Below are 19,297 nucleotides of genomic sequence, written 5' to 3'. Positions count from 1 at the left end.
AGGTCTTTCCGTTAGAAGGTGATGGTGGCGACGACGGTGTCGTTGTAGGTGCCGGAGGGAACGTTCTGTCCCCTGGGCACGGTGCCGAAGACCGTCACCGGCGTGGACAGCCCCGTGCCGATGTACGGCAGGCCCGTGCCGGGCGTGTTGCCCCAGACCACCAGTCGCGTCAGGTCCTGGTACAGCGAATAGGACAGGTAGTCGGTGGACGTCGTGTGCAGCATCCGGCGCAGCGGCACCGCATCCGTGGAGCCCGTGTTGGCGTGCGCGCCCTGGCCCAGCGTGACGACCGCGGTGCTCAGCAGGGTGCACTGCACCGTCAGCGTCCCGGTGCCGAGAAGGTCCACGCCCGCGCTGCCGTTGAGGAGCACCGGGTCGTAGTTGCCGAAGTTGAGCGAGCCGGAGTTGATGCTGCACGCGGAGTTCACCGTGGCCGTCACCGTCAGGTTGGCGGTGGCGGTGGCCGCGTCTGCGGGAGACGCGACGGCGAGGGAGGCCGCGACGGCGGTCGCGGCAATGGCACTCTTCAGGGTTTTCATGTGGACAGCTCCAGCTGCGAGAAGACCGGTGCATCCCGGTTGGCGTCTGGCCATTGCAGACTGGGCGCCAACCTCGTGGGCGCCAAGGCGGCCAGACTGGTGGCCCCCGCTCACCGCACGCTTGATGCGTGTGCTGGGTGGCAGACCCGGAGCCGCGCCAGCCGGGGCATTCACTGCGAGGCGCTCACCTGTCCATGGAGGGCATCCCCTCGGTCCAGCGGCCAACAGGGCCTGGGCCGAGGGGAGGTCTCCGGTGCGGGGCCGAGGAGGCTGTCGGCTACCCACTCAGGGTGGTGCGTTTCCCCGGGCTAGGGGAGGAAGGCGCCCTTCACCGCGTCGAGTGGAGGGTTGGCTCCCGTCACGGGGTTGGTGCAGCCCTGGTTGAGGGTCCAGATGATGGTGCCGCCGAAGCCGTTGGCGCGCGCATAGGCGCCCTTGGCGGCAATCGCTTGCGGCGAGTCATAGGAAATCCAGCGCACGGTGCCATCCACCACGGGCGTGGCGAAGGTGACGTAGCTGGACTGCGCCACGGAGTCCCAGTGGTACACCCCACCCGTGGCGGTCAACGCGAGGATGCGCCCGTAGGTGAAGTCATTGTCGCTGCCCACGTAGTCGGACCAGTCCGTGTAGGGCTGATACGGGCCGGTGATGTTGCGCCAGGCCATTCCATAGAAGGGCAACCCCATGCCCAGCTTCGCCTTCGGGATTCCCGCGGCCACCCAGGCATTCAGGCTGGACGCCACCGAGGTGGGGTGGGTGCCCGACTCTCCCGTCAGGGCGGAGGAGTACCAGGAGGTCCACCCGCCCCACGGCCCCGTCATCTCGTAGGACATGACGTTTATCTGGTCCAGGTAGGGCACCAGGTTTAGGAACCACGGGTCGGCGTCCTCGGGGAAGTTGGAGTTGATCCAGTTGATGGGGAAGGTGAGGAGCATGCCGGGACGGGCCGTTCGCAGCTCTCGCACCAGCGCGAGCAGGAAGGGCTTGTCGGCGGCCTCCACCGGCTCCCAGTCGATATCCAGGCCGTCGTAGCCAAAGCTGTCCATGGCGGCCAGGAGGTTGCTCACGAAGCGGGCGCGGTTGGCATTGGAGGCGGCGCCCACCCAGCCGTCATGCTCGCCGGAGCCTCCCACCATGATGATGGCCTTGCGGTTGGCCGCGTGGGCCCGCGTGGAGAGGGTGCGGGCGATGGCGGGGCCGTTGTCATTGTCGAACTGGGTGTTCACCGTGCCGTCGGGATTGGGAGTGACGCGGCCGACCACGATGTGGGTCATCGCGCTGAAGTCGACCTTCTCCGGAGGATAGAGGTCCGCGTTCCAGCCGGTGTAGTAGCCCGACACCCAGAGCCCGCTGGCCGGTGCGGGGGTGACCCTGACGGGAGCCGACGCGGACTGCGTGGGGTCCGCGACGCTGGTGGCCACCACGTGGTACGTGCCTGGCGTCCTGGGCGCGGTGTAGCGGCCCGAGGTGGTGATGGAGCCGCCCGCCGCGCCCTCGAGGACGGACCAGGTCACCGCCGTGTTCGTGCTCCCCGTCACCGTGGCGATGAAGGTCCGGGAGGTTCCGGCCGTCATCGAGAGAGAGGCGGGGTTGAGGGAGACCACCACGGGGGACGGGATGCGCAGTCCCTCCGCGCGCAGCGAGTCGAAGTAGAGCGTGGGCAGCGTCACCCCGCGCCCTTCCTGGAGCACGAGTCCCTTGATTCGCGCACCCGGGGTGACGAGGGCGGAGAACGGCACGGTGCACGTCACCCAGGTGTTGGCCAGGATGCGTCCCCCGGTGCAGCGCGGCCCCAGCTCCGTGCCGGTCGTCAGCGTGTCGTCGGCGTAGGCCCTGACGCGCACCACCGCGCCCGTCCCCGCCGTGCCTCCGTGGACGCGCAGGACGAAGGTGGCTCCCGCGTCGGCGACGTGCGGCGACGTGTAGAAGTACAGGGCCTCCTCGCTGCGCATCGTCGCGGAGATGGAATACTGCCCCTCCGCGACGGGCGAGGTGGCCCTGAGTGAATGCGTCGCCCAGGAGTAGTCGAACCAGGGCGACTCCATGGCATCGCGGTAGATCCAGTTCGTGGCGAACGTGTCGGAGTTCGCGGGGGCTTGTGGCTCCTGCTCCGTCGCGCTCGCGCCCCAGGCCCACAGCAAGGCCATCCCCAAGGATACCCAACCCACCCACCTCTTCATGTGTGCTCCTCTCGAGACCGGCCGGGCACCGCGCTCGCGCAAGGCGTGGCGGAAGTCCGGGGCTCGAAGCCTGTCCGGGATGGACGGGCCACGCGGCAAGCTGGGGTGAGCAGCCCGTGTCAGCAACGCCCGCCTGTCCCCGAGGGGGCTCGCGAGGAGACACTGCGCAAGGGAATTGGAGGAAAGGACTAGTACCAATCCCTTACATGCTCAGAAGCGTCTCGGTACGAGGGCTCCGGGTACGAGGAGCCGGGGCACAAGCAGGGCGATGACGGGGCAGCCCGGCGGGCTCCGGTACCCGCGCTCCAGCTGCATGGACGGCTGGACCTGCGCGGGCGGCCCCCGCGGCTCGCGCACGTCCGCTCCGCGCGGGGGCTTCTGGAGGCGGGGTGTCAGGGCTGTCTCGGGTGTATCGAGCCCCAGGGGTTGGGCGCCCGTCGGCCACGGTCCTGGCGGACCCTGTGTCTGGGATTGAGCCGGATGGGTGCGAGGGCGTCCGGAGGGGCTGACCTGCTTCACGTGGAGCCGTGGCGCGTCCTGGTGGATTGGCCCTAACATCCCAGGCGAGTCGCGGTGGAGGCGTGCGGGCTCGGATGCGGCTGTCATGGCGGCTGGGGGTGGTTCGAGATGAGCAAGCTGGCCCCGGGCAGGCTGCTGGAGGCGGAGGAGCCGCTCGCCTCGGGCTCGCTCGTGGAAGGCTTTCGCGTGCTGAAGCTGCTCGGCGAGGGCGCTTCGGGCAGGGTGTATCTCGCGCAGGACCTGGCGCTGGGGCGACACATCGCGCTCAAGTTCCTGCGGCCGGAGCTGCTGGGGCCCCAGAGCGCGGAGCGGCTCCTGGAAGAGGCGCGCACCACGGCCCGCTTCAACCACCCCCACATCGTCACCGTGCACGCGGCGGGTGTGTATCAGGGCCAACCCTTTCTGGCCTTGGAGTACCTGGAGGGCGAGACGTTGCGCGAGCGGATGTCTCGGGAGCGGATGTCGCCGGGGGAGGTGCTGCGCGTGGGGCGCGCCATCGCGGACGCGCTCGCGGAGGCGCACCGTCATGGCATCGTCCACGCGGACCTCAAGCCGGAGAACATCCTCCTGCCGAGGGACGGGCGGCTGCGCGTGGTCGACTTCGGGCTCGCCCGTCACGCGGGCACCTCCGCGGGCGCGGCGTCCGGAACCCCCGCGTACATGTCGCCCGAGCGCTGGAGGGGGACCCCGCCCGCGCCGGCGATGGACCTCTGGTCGCTGGGAGTGATTCTCCACGAGCTGCTGGATGGCCGCCGCCCGGTGGACGACGCGAGTCTCCCCGCGTTCGCCTTCACGCCGCGCCCGCTCCCGGGCCCGACGCCGGAGCTCGCCGGAGCGGCGCTCGTGAAGGACTGTCTCTCGCTGGCGCCGGAGGCCCGGCCGACGGCGGAGTCTCTGGCGAGAGCGCTGACGGACTTGCTGGAGCCGGCCCGGAGGCAACTGGAGGCAGACCCCGAGCGGCATCCGTTCCGGGGGCTGCGGGCCTTCACGGAGGGAGACGCGGAGGACTTCTCGGGCCGGGAGGCGGAGGTGGCGGCGCTCGTCGAGCGGCTGCGGCAAGCGGCTCCGGTGGTGCTGACGGGCCCTTCGGGTATCGGCAAGAGCTCGCTCGTGCATGCGGGCCTGGTGCCGCGACTGCGGCAGATGGCGAGCTGGGAGGTGGTCGCCTTTCGTCCTGGCCCGCGTCCCCTCCATCGGTTGACGGAGGTCCTGTCGCTGGACGCGGGAGTCGCGCGGACGCTGGTCCTGACCCCCGGGGCCATCGTGGAGTTGCTGCGGGCGCGCGCTCCGGCGCCCGCGCTGTTGTTGGTGGATGCGTTCGAGGAGGTCTTCACCCTGGGGGCGGCGGAGGAGGCGATGGCCCTGGTGCGGTGCCTGTTCGCGGTGGCGTCCGCGGGCATCGGGTGGCGGGTGCTGGTGGTGCTGCGTGATGACTACCTGGGGCAGTTCGCCCGGGTGGAGCACCTGGGGGCCTTTCTCGGCAATGCGTTCGTGGTGGGGCCGTTGTCGCCCTCGGCGCTGGTGGAGGCCGTCACTGGTCCCTTGCGTCGCGCGGGCCATGCCACGGACGAGCCCGGGCTGGTCGAGCGCATCGTCGCGGATGTCCGTGCCCAGCCCGCGGGCCTGCCGCTCTTGCAGGCCACCTGTTCGGCGCTGTGGGAGCGCAGGGACAAGGAGCGGCGTCTGCTGCGCGCGGCCGTGTACGAGGAGCTGGGCGGCGTGGCGGGGGCCCTGGCGGCGCAGGGACGTCAATTGCTGGGACAGCTCCCGGCGGATGACATCCACACGGTGCGACTGCTCCTGCTTCAATTGCTCACGCCCGAGGGGACCCGACGCCCTCGGGTGCGCGAGGAGTTGTTGGAGGAGCTGGGCGTGGGCGCGGGGAGGGTGCTCGACTCGTTGCTCGCGCACCGGCTGGTGGTCGCCTCCCGCGACGTGCGCAATGACGGGGCGCTGGTGGAGCTGGCGCACGAGGCCCTGGCCACGGCGTGGCCGGAGCTGGCGCGCTGGCGGCAGGAGTCTCGTGATGAGCACCTGCTCGTCACGGAAATCGACCAGGCCGCGGAGCTGTGGCATCGGCGCGGACGCCGGGACGAGGAGACGTGGGGCGGTGATGCGCTGGGGCAGGTGCTGCGGCGGGTGGCGGACTGGAAGGTGCCGCTCGCCAGCCGCTCGCGCGCGTTCCTTGACGCAGGGCGCAAGCGGGAGCAGGGGCACGTCCAGCGGCGCCGGGTGGGGATTGCCGTGGTGGTGCTGCTGCTCGTGCTCGCCACCGGGGTGGGCACGTCGGTGGTGTTCGCGTTCCAGCAGAACCAGCAGGAGACCGCGCGCCAGCAGCGGGAGATGCGGCTCATGGCCGCGGACATGGGGGACTTCGACCTGGTGCTGGAGTTCTTCGACTTCGACGCGCGCGCCCTGACGTGGACCCGTGCGCCCGTCACCGCGCCCGTGCGGTGGGCGCTGGAGCTGAGCCCGGAGGCACGGCCGGACGAGCTGCCCATGAAGGGGGCACCTCCCGAGGGACGGGTGGATGAGCAGGGGGCCTGGCGCGAGCGCGTGGAGGCGCCCTCGCGGGCCGCGTGGCTCACCGTGGAGCGAGGGGACTGTCCTCCTTCGCGGATACGCCTCCTGCGACTTCCCGGCTACGCGCAGCGGGCCCGCCGAGAGGAGCTGCGGCTGCCGGTGCCGACCTGCGCCACGTCCCGGGCCGGGCAGGTGCTCGTCCCGGCGGGCGGATACTGGAGGCCCGAGCTGTCGCTGAAGGAGGAGGCGCGCTTCGAGATAGGCGCGTTCGCGATGGACAGGACGGAGGCCACCAACGCCGAGTTTCGGCTGTTCCAGGAGCGAATCCTTCCGCTCATGGGTGGCGCGCGGGAGGCCGCCCCCGCCCATCCGGACTATGAGCCGGCGAACCTGCCCAGGATTCCCGTCACCGGAATCGACGCCGGGGTGGCCGAGGCCTATTGCCACTTCATGGGCAAGGAGTTGCCGACCTACGACGAGTGGTCGAAGGCGGGGCGGGGCGGGGAGGTCCTCGACGCGAAGGGCGAGGTGCCCAATCCCGCGCCCCGTCGTCGGACTGTCTGGGGTGACGACCGGACGGTGCCGCCCGCCAATCTGAATGGGAAGGATGCCTTCGCCACGCTCGCACCCGTGGACTCGTTCCCGGAGGACCGCAGCCCCTATGGAATCATGGACCTCGCGGGCAACGTGGCGGAGTGGACGGCGACCATCGCCACGGAAGGTGACTACCCGGGCTTCCGCATGGTTGCGGGTGGGCGCTGGGACGCGCCGCCCGAAACGCGGCAGCACTGGCTCTTCTGGGCCAACCACCTTCCTTCGCGTCGCTTCGAGTTCGGCATTGGCACCCGCTGCGTGGAGCGGGTGCCTGCTCCCTGACGGCTTTCACACGGCGGTGCGCTGGGGACGGTAGATGCGGTGCGGCACGGCGTTGCCCCGGTATGCGACGACCAGCGAACTCCACACCGGATTGGCGTCGTGCATCTGCTTGAGCTGGCGCAGCATGCGGGACTGGAGGGCGCTCAGGTCCGCGCCGGGCGTCAGTCCGGAGACCATGGCGGCGGCGACGAGGTGCGCTGCATAGGTGCCTTCGGTCAGGTCCGTGGGCAGGCCCGGAGGTCCGTGCAGCAGTCCTCGCGCGAGTCGTTGGACGCGCGCCTCGTCCGTGTCGCGCCAGTTCTGGATTTGTCCCAGGGCATGCCCCTCCAGCGCGGCGGCGCGGTGCGTGACGAGCACCTCCGCGACGGCCCCGGCGGAGTGCTTCGCGAGCTCGCGGCTCACGGAGACGCCCTCGACGACGATGCGCTGCCCATTCACATCCGCATCCACCTCCCGTTCGATGAATCCCGCCCAGTGGGCCCGGTTGGCGAACAGGAGCTTGTCGACGGTGGCCGCGGCGAGGTACCCGCGCAGCACGTCCGCGGGGTGGGAGTCGTCGGACGGGCCGTCGCGGCGCAGCACCGGGCCACCACCCCAGGCGGCGTTGAGGCCCCGGAAGTAGCCCAGCAGTCCGATGCCCGACGTGGGGCCCATGTTGAGGATGCCGAGGACGTCCGCCGCCGTCTCGTCGATGCGGTCGGCCCAGTAGGTCGCGAGCGAGGGATACGTGTCCTTGAGCTTGTCATGGACGGCGTTGGACAGCTCCGCCGACAGCCCCGAGTCGGCATCCAGGATGTCGTGCCCCGCGGCCTCGTGCGGGAGCGCGGCCCACGCCAGCAATCCCTGATGCGCATTCGCGGGCGGCAGGCTGACCACACCCGCCATCAACCCGAGCACGCTCGAGGTGGCATCCACCGGCCAGGTGTACGGACCGGAGTCAGGACTGCCCCATTTCACCAGCGGCGGCAGGATTCCCTGGTCCGGCGGGGAGACACCCCGGCGACTCTCCGCGCTGAGGAATCCATCGAAGAGGTCGCTGACGACCTCCTGGAATGCATCCGTGGCGAGGAGCTCATAGCGCTCCGCGTTCTGGAGGACGGCGTGGGTGGCATCGAGCAGGAGGCCCGCGACGCCCGTGCGCCTCGGGTCCTGTTGGAGCAACTGGGCGAAGCGCGTGGCCCCCATCTCACCCAGCTTGTTGAGGAGGGGTTGATAGAAGGTGTCGCGATACGCGCCGGGAAGCGTGTCGCGCGCGGCGGAGAGGCGGCTGAACAGCTCCTGGTAGTTCGACGGCTCGCGGGGGCCGGGCTCTCCCATCAGTGCCGCGTCGCGCGCGTCCTCGACGAGTGCGGGCAGGTTGTGGGGCTCCCCAGGCGAGAAGACCGCGGGACCGTCAAGTGGCCCGCCAGGGGGCTCCGCCGGCATACGACGCGGGGACAAGGACGAGACAGGGACCTTCTTGGGTCGTGACATGGGTTCCTCGGGTGAAAGGTCCCCTGCTCATGGGGACAGGTGGACTCCGAGTTCCTGTCAGAGCAATCACCATGCCTTGACGAAGGTCGGGACGATGCAGACGTATGGCCAAGGAAGGGTCGAGAGTGTTTGTCCACTGTGTTGGACAACGCGCGACCTGCTTGTCAAATCCCGTTGACGTTCGCGACACCTCTTCCGCCGCGTGTCGCTCTCACGGAGTAAATGGCTCGCTCCCTGCAGTGTATGCGGGAGCCCATGACCTACGACTGGCCCACCAGCATTGCCGTGCATCGACCGGGTGATATGTTGACAGACATGGTCACCCCCGAGGCCCGCTTTGCCCGCGAGCGAGATCTCTATCTCGCGGTGCTCCGAGTCATGGATGCGCCGAGTCCCCTTCAACCCCTGCAGGATGTGCTGACCTGTCTGGTCGAGCTGGCGGATGCCCAGCGCGCGGGACTGGAGCTGTATGGAGAAGGCTCCGTGGCGCGTCGTGAGTGGTCGCTGTTCCATGGTTGCTCGGAGCTGGAGCGCGAGGAGATCCGGGCGTTGACGTCGCGCGGAATCGTCGCCTCGACGATTGCGGCCGGCAAGTCGGTGCACACGGCGCATGCGTTGCTGGATGCGCGCTTCGCCAGCTCGGCCAGCGTCAAGGCGCAGCGCCTGGAGGCGGTGCTCTGTGTCCCCTTGGGTGGGCGTCTGCCGGGGGTTCTCTATCTGGAGGGAAAGCGCGGCGCGGGGCCGTTCTCGGAGGGGCTGGTGCAACTGGCGGAGTCGGTGGCCCACTTCCTGGGCACGGCGTCCGAGCGGGCGCTGCTCCAGAGAGGGGGCGACAAGGAGGACCCGACGCGCCCCTTCCGGGAGCGCTTCCAACTGGAGGACATCATCGGCAGGAGTCCGGGGCTGGCGCATGTGTTCGCCCAACTCGCCGTCGCGGCGCCGCTGGATGTGACGGTGATGATTGGGGGGCCGTCCGGCACGGGGAAGACGCAGCTGGCGCAGGCGCTCCATGTCAACAGCAAGCGCAGGTTGGGGCCCTTCGTGGAACTCAACTGCGCGGCTGTCCCGGAGGGGCTCTTCGAGAGTGAGTTCTTCGGTGCCTTCCCAGGAGCCTTCCCGGGAGCGCGGCGGACGGTCGGCAAGGTGGAGGCGGCGGAAGGAGGGACGCTCTTCCTCGACGAAATCGCGGAGATTCCCCTGGCCGCGCAGGCCAAGCTGCTCCAGTTGTTGCAGTCGCGGCAGTACTTCCCGCTGGCCAGCCCCAAGGCGTTCAAGGCGAATGTCCGGCTGGTGGCCGCGAGCAATGCCAACCTGGAGCAGTTGGTCCGTGAGCGGCGCTTCCGCGAGGACCTGTTTTACCGCCTCAATGTCTTGTCGGTGCGCATGCCGGCGCTCGCCGAGCGGCGAGAGGACATTGTCCCGCTGGTGGAGGCGTTGGTGGAGCGGTTGGCGGAGGAGAATGGGTTGCCGCGCCTGCGACCCTCACCGGCCTGTTTCGCGGCGTGCGAGTTGGCGGAGTGGCCGGGCAATGTGAGACAGCTCCGGCATCGACTGGAGGCCGCGCTCATTCGCGCCAGCGCGGAGGCGGCCTCGTTCCTGGAGCCACGCCACCTGTTCGAGGGCATGGAGGCGCAGGGGATGGCGCCAGTGTCCTTTCACGAGGCGACCCGACGTTTTCAACGAGACCTGCTTCGCCGCGAACTGGATGCCACTGATTGGTGTGTGTCCGATGTGGCGCAGCGGCTCGACCTGACCCGTCAGCATATCTACAACTTGATGAAGGCATTCGGCCTGACGAGGGATTCCCAGCCGCCTGAAAGTTGAAGGTCTCACCCGCAGTCCCCTGGAGTGTCTCATGCCGAGTACGCCGTTCTTTGGGCAGTCGACCATCAAGCCGCAGACTTCCGCCGCGGACCTGAAGTTCTGGTGGATGCCGGAGGTGAACGGCATCGGCTGGGGGTATCGCGCGTACAAGGTCCAGGTGAAGAGTCTGGACCCGAGGCGCTTCACGTTCGACCTGGTGGCGATGGTGCCGGGCGTCCCCACCCTGGTGGGGTTGGAGGTCGACCTCTTCAATGCCTCGCACGTGTGGCCCGGAGCACCCTCCACCGCCGTGAATGCTCAGCCGGGTCAGTTCGGCTACCTGTTGTTGACGGAGGAATACCTGTCGAGCCAGCAGGTCAGCAGCCTCGACGCGTACTCGGATGGTCGGGGCAAATGGCCCTTCGCCGCGGATTTGTCGAAGCGGCGGCGGGAAGGGGCCTCTCGAGGCAATGAGGTGATGCGTTCTGTCTCGGCGCTTCTCCAGGTGCTGTCGAACGAGCAGGAAGAAGGGTGAGAGGCCCGTCATGCATCTGACCATCATTGCCTATGCGTCTCGGCTCGACTGGGACATCGAGCGTGCTGTCTTCCGGGTGGACGGAAGGAGCGACCCACTGCGGAGGTTCGCGCGTTGCCAGGAGCGAAGCCAGCTCCAGTGGATCGTGAACGAGGTGGTCAACGAGTCCAACCAGAAGGTGGCGAGACTGGACATCTTCGGCCACGGGAAGTCCGGGACGTTGACGCTGGGAGATCAGGGGCAGGAGGTGGTGACCCAGCACGAGGCGAGCTGGGACCTATTTCCTGACCTGAAGACGGATGACCTTCTTACCGACAACGCAGAGGTGCGGCTGCTGGGCTGCGATACCGGGACGCTCGCGGAGGGCCGAGCGGTTCTCGAAGGGCTCGAGGCGAAACTGTCGAAGGGGGGCAAGACGCGGACGGTCTGGGGCAGTCTCGCCTCGATTGCTCACTCCGACTTTGGACCCGAGGGGTTCCGGGAGGAGGTCGCCAGCAAGTTCCTGAGGACCGCCAGCAGGATGAGTGCATCCGAGACAGGGGTGCGGCGCTTGGGGGGCATCGCCGAGAACGCCGCGGTGAATGTCCAGGGCGTCATGCAGTTGCTCCCGCCGGGCTACGTTCTGGATGGGCTCGAGGACATGCCCGCTGGCATCGTCGACGAGCGATTCCCTGTCAATGACCTGATTGTCACCCTCTGCGTGGATAGACGGGTCGTCGCCATCAAGTCGAAGTCATCGAATCGAATCGCGGTCTATCGGTGGACGGCCGGATCGCAAGCTCCGAGTCGTGAGCAGATCAAGGCTCACCTGCCTGCCCACTGAGCATCGAGTCGTCGCAGGTTCCGTGTTTCTCTTCTGAACTTCTGTCTGGAATTGTCGCGTCGGGCGAGGCCCGTCGTGAGGCGCTTCGCGCGTCCGAGAGAAGTGTGTCCCGGTCGTGTCTGATTAATTCGCGCCCGTCGAGGTCCGGCGGGCGCTGCATTTCGATGAGCGTAGGGGGATATATGAGATGTGTGATGCGGTCTGTCTTGCTCCTGTGGTTCGCCTTGGCGCCGACGGCGGTCTTGGCTCAGTCCCCGGCTCCACCGACACCCAGAAAGGAATCAGTGCTGGCAGGGCTCAAGGTGGAATCCCGAGAGAAGAACCAGAAGGTCTACGTGGAGCCTCATGGGTGGGTGAAACCGCTGGCGTATCCAAAGAGCGCCGATGCCTACTTTGGCGAGGATGCGCCGAAAGTGGCGGAGTATCTGTCTTTCACCGGGGTGTCCGAGTCAGGGTTCAGTGTCGCCGCGAAGCTGCTCAGTTTTCGAGTGTTCTCCAATCTTCAGTTGAGCTTGCATGCCGCAGTTACCTCGACGAGGACCCCGTCCAGCGGCACCGGGCCGGACGAAAAGACCGCCAAGGAGGGTAATCTCGAGAATTTCATTCAGGCTGGAGGGAATGCGACGATGTTGGCGGAGCTGCCAATGGTGGCCTATGTGTCCGCGGTCGACGATTCCGAGGGGGTGCAGAATATCGCGGTGCTGAGCTTCATGCCCTCTATCAACATGGACATTGCTCCACTGGGAGCCCCACAGGGGAATGGAGTGAGGGTTGGCCAGCTTGGGTTTCGCCTCTTCGGACAGAAGGCAGCCATCGAGGATGCCAACATCGCCGTGTTTGGCGACATCTGGATGGGTGGCTTGAAGGGAACGCCCGAGTTTTTTGGAGCCATCGGGCAGCCCGGACGTAACTCGGCGCTCTATGGCAGGGCAATCGTGGGGGTGGTCGTCCTGAAAAAGGTCCGGTTGAATTTGACCAAGGTTTTCATGGGCCCCCACGGGATGCGCACTCCCTGGATTGTCTCCGTCGCCGCTGCTCAGTAGTCGCCCACCCGCGAGTGATGAACTCGGTCACCCCATCACCGCAGCAGTGAGCGCGCGGTGGGCTCCAGCACCAGTGACTCGGGTGCGGCTTTCAGGTGCTTGAGCAGGGCGGGGCGCACGGTGTCGTTCCAGCGCCGTGAGTTCGCGAGTCGTTCGACATGGGCGAGGTATTTCTCCCGACTCGCGAACACGGTGAACGCGACGAGCACATGTTCGCCCTCGCGCATGGGGAGGGCCGGGAAGGTGTTCGGGGCGTACTCCGTCTGGAGCAGGGTGAGCGGCGCGCCGCCCGTTTCACTCAGGACAGGCTCGAGCTGTTGCTCGACGAAGCGCAGGAACGCGGCGTCCACGGGGGCGTCACGATGGAGAATCGTGACGACGACGACGGAGTTCGGGGTCGGGTGGTTCCCCTTGTCGGGTCTGGGGGAACCCGGCGGGGGGAACCCCCGACTTCCGGTGACGGGGCGCAACAGCAGGACGTTGCTCGAGTCCTGCATCGTCGCGTTGGCCGCCTCCCGGTGCGCCTTCCACACGGGCCCACCGTAGAACCGCTTCAAGGTCTGCTCGCGAGACACCATGTCCGGGAAGCCGCGCAGCCAGACGAAACGCTCGGGCCGCGCCGAGTCCCGGAACTGTCCGACCAGGTGCGCGCCCTGGGCTTCCTGACTCTCGACGAACTCACGCTCGAACAGGTCGATGAGCACATCGCGCTGTCCCGGGTTCAGCGTGTACTGCCGCAGCTCCAGCACGGCACAGCAATCACGAGAGGCAGGTTTCACGGCGGTGGCTCCTGACGGTGGCGTCGGTGGGAGCGCACTCGCCTTCCACGTGAGCAAGAGCAGGAGCGTGAAGAGCTGGCGTCGCATCGGGCCTCCGGTAGTGGGTATCGGAGGCACCGTACGAGCCCACTAGGACAGTTCCGGTCCTGATTCGGACCGTGACAATCCCCCGCGTCTCAAGGCACGTAGGCGATGCAGTCGATCTCCACGAGCAGCCCGGCCTCAGGGAGCGCGGCCGCTTGCACGGTGGTGCGGGCGGGGCGGTGCCCGGCGAACACGCGCTCGTAGACAGCGTTCATCCGGGAAAAGTCCTTCATGTCCACGAGGAACACGCCGCAGCGCAGGACGTGCTGGAGGCTGGAGCCACCCGCCAACAGGATGCGCTCCAGGTTGCGGAGGACCTGCTCCGTCTGCGCCTCGATTCCCTCGGCCTGCTTCCCGGTGGCTGGGTCCGTCGCGGCCTGTCCGGAGACGAAGAGCAGCGAGTCCAGCCGCATGCCCGGGGAGTAGGGACCCACGGGCTTCGGCAGTCCAGGCGCGGTGACGGGCTCGTGCTTCGTCGCGGTCATGTGTCCCTCCAGGAGACCCAACGGGGCCCGCAGCCTGCCATCCTGCTCGGGAGGATGACCAGCCTCCGCCTCGGGCGTGTGTTTCCCCTCGCGGGAAAGCGACGCTCCTGTTGAACAACGCGTCACTTGTGCCGCCTGTGTCCCAGACCCCTGGCGTCCTTTTTTCGAGGCGTCGGTGAGGACCCGGTGGGGTGAAAGCGTGATACAGCCGGAGGCAACACGCGCACGCTCGCCAGCCGTGGCGGCCCTCGCGCGTCAGCCCGTGCCACACGCATGGGTGTGGAGGGTGACAGATGCAGTCGAGACGCGTCTCGCGATACCTGGTCGTGGTGGTTGGTTGTGCCCTGGTCGCCGCATGCGAGCAGAAGCAGGACCTGCCGGCTTCAGCGGAAGCGCTCGCTCTGGCTCGGGCCTACTTTCCGGAGCTGACCACGGAGGAGGCGCCGTCGAAGGTCTTCTCCTCCTCGGAGGTCCCCCTCACCGTCGCGGACTCCCGAGCTCTCACGTCGCGGCTCTCCGCGAGCGGGACGCTGGAGTTGACGACGCGGGGCCTGCTCTTCCGCGTCGAGCAGGGAGCTGGCGCCGATGACGCCGGTACCCTGCTTCGCGAGCGAGCGGTGTCCTTCGCGGGCCCGCGACACTTCTGGTTCCCGGTGGGTGATTCCGCCGAGGTGAGCCAGGGGTGGCGCTCCTCGCGGTTGGAGGAGGCCTGGGTGGTGGATGGCTCCGAGCCCCTCCACCGCGCGGAGTACCACGTCACGCTGCCCCCTTCGGTGACGCGCCTGCGGGATGTGGGCGAGTACGTGGAGTTCCTCGACACCGACGGGCAGCCGGTCCTGCGCTTCCACCCGTCCGAGGTGCGCGATGCGCGGGGCGAGTCCCGGCGTGGTGACACGCGCCTGTCGGGGGTTCGCGCGTCATCGCTCGCGAACGTGTTCGAGGTGGAGGGCCCTCGCGTGAGCCTCGTCACCGAAGTGGCGCTCGCCGGACTCACCGCGCCGCTGGTGGTGGACCCGGGCTGGTCGTCGACGGCCAGCATGGCGACCCCGAGGGCGCAGCACTCCTCGCTGCTCTTGACGGATGGCACGGTCCTCGTGGCCGGCGGGGTCAACAGGCTGGGCTTCGTGACCACCGCGGAGCGGTTCGACCCGGAGCGCGGGACCTGGGCGTCCGCCGCGGGCCCCGGCATCCAGGGCAATATCGCGGTGGGCGTGATGCTGCCCACGGGACGGGCGCTGGTGATGACGGACGGCAGCCTGACGGGACGCATCTACGATGCCCAGACGAACACCTGGACCGCCACGGGCGCGATGGCCGCTTCGCGCAGCCTGCCAACGGCCACCGTGCTGCCCTCGGGCAAGGTGCTCGTCGCCGGTGGCTCCAACCTGGCGACCGCGGAGCTCTACGATGCCGCGACCAATACCTTCACCTCCACGGCTCCCATGGCGGTCATCCACCGTGCCCACACGGCCGTGCTGCTGAGGAATGGACGGGTGCTGGTGATGAGCGGCTTCAGCAATCTCATCCCGGGCGAGGTCCCCGAATCCGAGCTGTATGACCCCGTCTCCGAGACCTGGTCTCTCGCGGCGCCTGCCCTGGTCCCCCGGCACTACGCGACGGGGACGCAGCTTCCGGATGGCCGGGTGCTGCTCGCGGGCGGCTTCACGGCCGGAGGGGTCACCACCCATGCGGAGCTCTATGACCCGGCGGCCAACACCTGGACCGCCACGGGAGCTCTCACCCATCCGCGCAATGGCCACACCGCCACGCTGCTGCCCAACGGCAAGGTGCTCGTCCAGGGGGGCGCGGACGCGGCCCGCAACACGCAGACTGTCTCGGAGCTGTATGACCCCGCGACGGGGACCTGGAGCCCGGCCGGGGCGTTGGCGGTGGGGCGTGAGAACATGGTGGCGACGCTGCTGCCCACGGGGCAGGTGCTGGTCAACGGTGGCTACGCCTCCAACCCGAGCCTCACCTTCTTCGCCAACGCCGACGTCTATGACGCGTCCAGCGATGTCTGGGCTCCCGCCGGCAATCTCGCGGCGGCTCGCGCTTCCAGGGCGGCCGTGTTGTTGCCCTCGGGGCAGGTGCTGGTGGCCGGAGGACGCGGCCCGGGCGGCGTGCTGGCGACGGCGGAGCGCTACACGCGCGCGAGCAACGCCTGGTCGCCCGCCGCTTCCCTGGCGACGGCGCGCGAGCGGGCCACGATGAGCCTGTTGCAGTCGGGCCGGGTGCTCGTCGTCGGCGGAGCCAATGGCGCGGGAGCGCAGGCCTCCGCCGAGCAGTATGACGCCACCGCCAACGCCTGGTCGGCCGCGGGCAACATGGCCACGGCCCGCGATGGCCACACCGCGACGGTGCTCGGCTCGGGCCGGGTGTTCGTGGTGGGCGGCGCGGGTGCGGCGACGGCGGAGTTGTATGACCCGGCGACCAATACCTGGAGCGGGGCCGCATCCGCCGCCACGCCTCGCTCGCGGCACGCCGCCGTGTTGCTGAACGACGGGCGTGTCCTCGTGGCGGGTGGTCAGAACGCGGGGGCGCTGTTGGCCACGGCGGAGCTGTATGACCCGACCACCAACACCTGGGCTCCAGCGGCGAGCCTCGCGCAGGGACGCGAGTCCTTCACGCTGACGGTGTTGTCCTCGGGCCGTGTGCTGGCGTCGGCGGGCACCACGCTCGCGGCGGAGCTGGCGTCGGCGGAGCTGTATGACCCGGTCTCCAACACCTGGACTCCGGCGGGCTCGCTCGCGGAGGCGCGGGCCTTCCACTCCGCGGTGCTGCTGCCGTCGGGCCGTGTGCTCGTCGCGGGAGGCCAGGGGCCGGGAGGCGCGGTGCGCGCCACGGCGGAGCTGTACGACGGCGCGACGAATACCTGGAAGCCCGCGACGAATCTCGCTGGGCCCAGGGCGCGCTTCGCCGCAGTGGTGCTGCCCACGAGCGAGGTGCTCGCGCTCGGGGGGCAGTCCGCGGCCAACGCGTGGCTGGCGAGCGCCGAGCTGTACGAAGACACGGGGGCGCAGCCCTCATGGCGTCCGGTGGTGACGGGGCCGGACGAGGTGACGCGCGCGTGCTCCGCCCGAATCACCGGCGCGCGGTTCCGAGGCATCTCCGGTGCCAGCTCGGGCGACTACAAGGACTCCTCGGCGGACTTCCCGCTGGCGCGGCTGCAAGGCGTGGAGGGAGGTCGGCTCTGGAGCCTGCCGGGGACGGACCTGTCCGCCACGGGCGCGACGGTGACCATTCCCGCCAGCGCGCCGCCTGGCACCTATGCGCTGTCCGTCTTCGCCAACGGGATTGGAAGCGGGCGACTGGTGACGGTGCTGGAGAACATCGCGCCGGTGGCGCAGGACCAGACGGTGGAAACGGGCTACGGAGTCCCGGTGAATGTGACCCTGGTGGCCACGGATACCGAGGTGGGGCCGCCGCTGACCTACGTCATCGTCACGCCTCCGGCGAACGGCACACTGAGCGGGACGCCTCCCGCCGTCACGTACACGCCGAATCCGGGCTACGTGGGGCCGGACAGCTTCACCTTCATGGCCCGGGACTGCGGCCTGGACAGCAACGTGGCCACGGTGACGGTGGGCGTGGTGGATGAAACGCCGCCGACCATCACCTGCCCGGCGGACCAGCAGGTGGAGGCGACGAGCCCGGCGGGCGCTGTCGTGACGTATCCCCCCGCCACCGCGACCGACGTCATCACCGGGAATCCGACGGTGACGTACGCACCGCCCTCGGGCGGCACGCTGCCATTGGGGATGACGACCGTCACGGCGACGGCGGAGGACGCGGCCGGCAATCAGGCGTCGTGCACGTTCCAGGTGACGGTGCGGGACACGACGCCTCCGACAGTCACCTGTCCGGTGAACATGGTGGTGGAGGCGACGGGCCCTTCGGGTGCCCCTGTGACCTATCCGGCGGCGACGGCGTCCGATGCGGTGACGGCCTCGCCCACGGTGACGTACTCACCGCCGTCGGGAAGCACCTTGCCGTTGGGGGATACGACCGTCACGGCGACGGCGGAGGACGCGGCGGGCAACCGGGCCACATGCACGTTCCTAGTGACGGTGCGAGACACGACGCCTCCGACAGTCACCTGTCCGGTGAACATGGTGGTGGAGGCGACGGACCCTTCGGGTGCCCCTGTGACCTATCCGGCGGCGACGGCGTCCGACGCGGTGACGGCCACGCCCACGGTGACGTACTCGCCGCCGTCGGGAAGCACCTTGCCGCTGGGAGATACGACCGTCACGGCGACGGCGGAGGACGCGGCGGGCAACCAGGCCACGTGTACGTTCCTGGTGACGGTGCGGGACACGACGCCTCCGACAGTCACCTGTCCGGTGAACATGGTGGTGGAGGCGGCGGACCCTTCGGGTGCCCCTGTGACCTATCCGGCGGCGACGGCGTCCGACGCGGTGACGGCCACGCCCACGGTGACGTACTCGCCGCCGTCGGGAAGCACCTTGCCGCTGGGAGATACGACCGTAACGGCGACGGCGGAAGACGCGGCGGGCAACCGGGCCACGTGCACGTTCCTGGTGACGGTGCGAGACACCCTTCCGCCCGTGCTGACGTGTCCGGGGAACCAGGTGGCGGAGGTGGGGACCGCGGTGACCTATCCGGCGGCGACGGCGTCCGACGCGGTGACGGCCTCGCCCACGGTGACGTACTCGCCTCCGTCGGGAAGCACCTTGCCGCTGGGGGATACGACGGTCACGGTGACGGCGGAAGACGCGGCGGGCAACCGGGCCACGTGCACGTTCCTGGTGACGGTGCGAGACACGGTTCCGCCCGTGCTGACGTGTCCTGGGAATCAGGTGGCGGAGGCGGAGACCGCGGTGACCTATCCGCCGGCCACGGCCTCCGACGTGGGGAGCACCCCGCTGGTGACGTACTCACCGCCGTCGGGAAGCATCTTGCCGCTGGGGGACACGACGGTCACGGTGACGGCGGAAGACGCGGCGGGCAACCGGGCCACGTGTACGTTCCTGGTGACGGTGCGAGACACCCTTTCGCCCGTGCTCACCTGTCCCGCGGACCCGGTGGTGGAGGCCCAGGACGCTTCGGGCGCCGTGGTGACCTATGAACCCGCGACCGTGACGGATGGGGGGGCGGCGGACCCGGTGGTGGCCTACTCAGCGCCGTCGGGAAGCACCTTCCCGTTGGGAGTGACGACGGTCACTGTGACGGCGGACGATGCGGCGGGCAACCGGGCCACGTGTACGTTCCAGGTGACGGTGCGGGACACGACGGCCCCGACGTTGAACTGCCCGGAAAACCTCCAGGTGGCCTCGGACGAGCCAGGGGGCGCGCAGGTGACGTACACGCTGCCCACGGCGACGGACTCCGTCTCCGGGCCGGCGACCGTCACCGCGTCGCCGGAGTCCGGCTCGCGCTTCTCTTCGGGACAGACGCGCGTCACCGTCACGGCCACGGATGCTGCGGGGAACTCGGCGCAGTGCTCGTTCGAGGTCTCCGTCCAGGCTCGGTTGATCTCGATTGCCGGAGGTGGCTGTCAATCCACGGGCGGCGGTGGAGACGCGGTGCTGGTCGTGCTGTCGGTCCTCGCCGTCTGGGCGGGCCGTCGTCGCGGCCGGGAGCGAGTCGCCCCGTGAGCCTCTTGAATCCTCTC

Annotated in this window: 11 protein-coding genes; 6 read left to right on the top strand and 5 right to left on the bottom strand. The window is 69.0% G+C overall.

The genetic code is table 11. The features are described from left to right. Positions 1 to 11: 11 nt before the first annotated feature. Together pru and HUA78_RS16145 are read right to left on the bottom strand one after the other, a co-directional pair. A complete protein-coding gene (gene pru / locus HUA78_RS16150) occupies positions 12 to 539 on the bottom strand; it encodes a fruiting body spore coat protein U (protein WP_174456400.1) in 528 nt (175 codons plus the stop codon). A 308-nt stretch (positions 540 to 847) separates the two neighbouring features. After that, the gene (locus HUA78_RS16145) at positions 848 to 2,719 is read right to left on the bottom strand and encodes a glycoside hydrolase family 18 protein (protein ID WP_174456399.1); all 1,872 of its coding nucleotides are present in this window, start codon (positions 2,717 to 2,719) and stop codon (positions 848 to 850) included. Between the two features lie 627 nt (positions 2,720 to 3,346). Between HUA78_RS16145 and HUA78_RS16140 the strand changes: the two genes are divergently transcribed. Continuing rightward, positions 3,347 to 6,637 (top strand): bifunctional serine/threonine-protein kinase/formylglycine-generating enzyme family protein, encoded by a 3,291-nt coding sequence (locus HUA78_RS16140; RefSeq protein WP_174476656.1) that lies wholly within the window; start codon positions 3,347 to 3,349, stop codon positions 6,635 to 6,637. A gap of 6 nt (positions 6,638 to 6,643) precedes the next feature. Here the strand turns inward: HUA78_RS16140 and HUA78_RS16135 are convergent, their stop codons facing one another. Continuing rightward, positions 6,644 to 8,110, bottom strand: a complete 1,467-nt coding sequence (locus tag HUA78_RS16135) for a hypothetical protein (RefSeq protein ID WP_217440406.1) — start codon at positions 8,108 to 8,110, stop codon at positions 6,644 to 6,646. Between the two features lie 315 nt (positions 8,111 to 8,425). On the opposite strand from HUA78_RS16135, the gene HUA78_RS16130 reads away from it, so the two are divergent. The 4 genes from HUA78_RS16130 to HUA78_RS16115 all read left to right on the top strand — a co-directional run bounded on the left by HUA78_RS16130 (position 8,426) and on the right by HUA78_RS16115 (position 12,314). After that, entirely contained in the window at positions 8,426 to 9,934 is a 1,509-nt protein-coding gene (locus HUA78_RS16130; RefSeq protein ID WP_254623743.1) for a sigma-54-dependent Fis family transcriptional regulator, read from the top strand. Between the two features lie 31 nt (positions 9,935 to 9,965). Further along, positions 9,966 to 10,448, top strand: a complete 483-nt coding sequence (locus HUA78_RS16125) for a hypothetical protein (RefSeq protein ID WP_141641498.1) — start codon at positions 9,966 to 9,968, stop codon at positions 10,446 to 10,448. Between the two features lie 145 nt (positions 10,449 to 10,593). Beyond that, positions 10,594 to 11,271 carry a DUF4347 domain-containing protein gene (locus HUA78_RS16120; protein WP_174476654.1) on the top strand — a complete coding sequence of 226 codons (678 nt, stop codon included), beginning with the start codon at positions 10,594 to 10,596 and terminating at the stop codon, positions 11,269 to 11,271. 353 nt (positions 11,272 to 11,624) lie between these two features. Continuing rightward, entirely contained in the window at positions 11,625 to 12,314 is a 690-nt protein-coding gene (locus HUA78_RS16115; RefSeq protein ID WP_174476653.1) for a hypothetical protein, read from the top strand. 35 nt (positions 12,315 to 12,349) lie between these two features. Here HUA78_RS16115 and HUA78_RS16110 read toward each other — a convergent pair whose 3' ends face one another. Next, the gene (locus HUA78_RS16110; protein ID WP_371745595.1) at positions 12,350 to 13,093 is read right to left on the bottom strand and encodes an NIPSNAP family protein; all 744 of its coding nucleotides are present in this window, start codon (positions 13,091 to 13,093) and stop codon (positions 12,350 to 12,352) included. 176 nt (positions 13,094 to 13,269) lie between these two features. Further along, on the bottom strand, positions 13,270 to 13,662 hold the full coding sequence (locus tag HUA78_RS16105; protein WP_141641494.1) for a RidA family protein: 393 nt from the start codon (positions 13,660 to 13,662) through the stop codon (positions 13,270 to 13,272). 293 nt (positions 13,663 to 13,955) lie between these two features. On the opposite strand from HUA78_RS16105, the gene HUA78_RS16100 reads away from it, so the two are divergent. Continuing rightward, complete coding sequence (locus tag HUA78_RS16100) at positions 13,956 to 19,280, top strand: HYR domain-containing protein (RefSeq protein WP_254623741.1); 5,325 nt, start codon at positions 13,956 to 13,958, stop codon at positions 19,278 to 19,280. The last annotated feature ends 17 nt before the right edge of the window (positions 19,281 to 19,297 follow it).

This window comes from Myxococcus sp. CA033, assembly GCF_013336625.1.
GTDB classification, from domain to species: domain Bacteria; phylum Myxococcota; class Myxococcia; order Myxococcales; family Myxococcaceae; genus Myxococcus; species Myxococcus llanfairpwllgwyngyllgogerychwyrndrobwllllantysiliogogogochensis.
The sequence above is the reverse complement of the archived record's forward strand: the minus strand, read 5'-3'. Positions and strand labels throughout refer to the sequence as shown.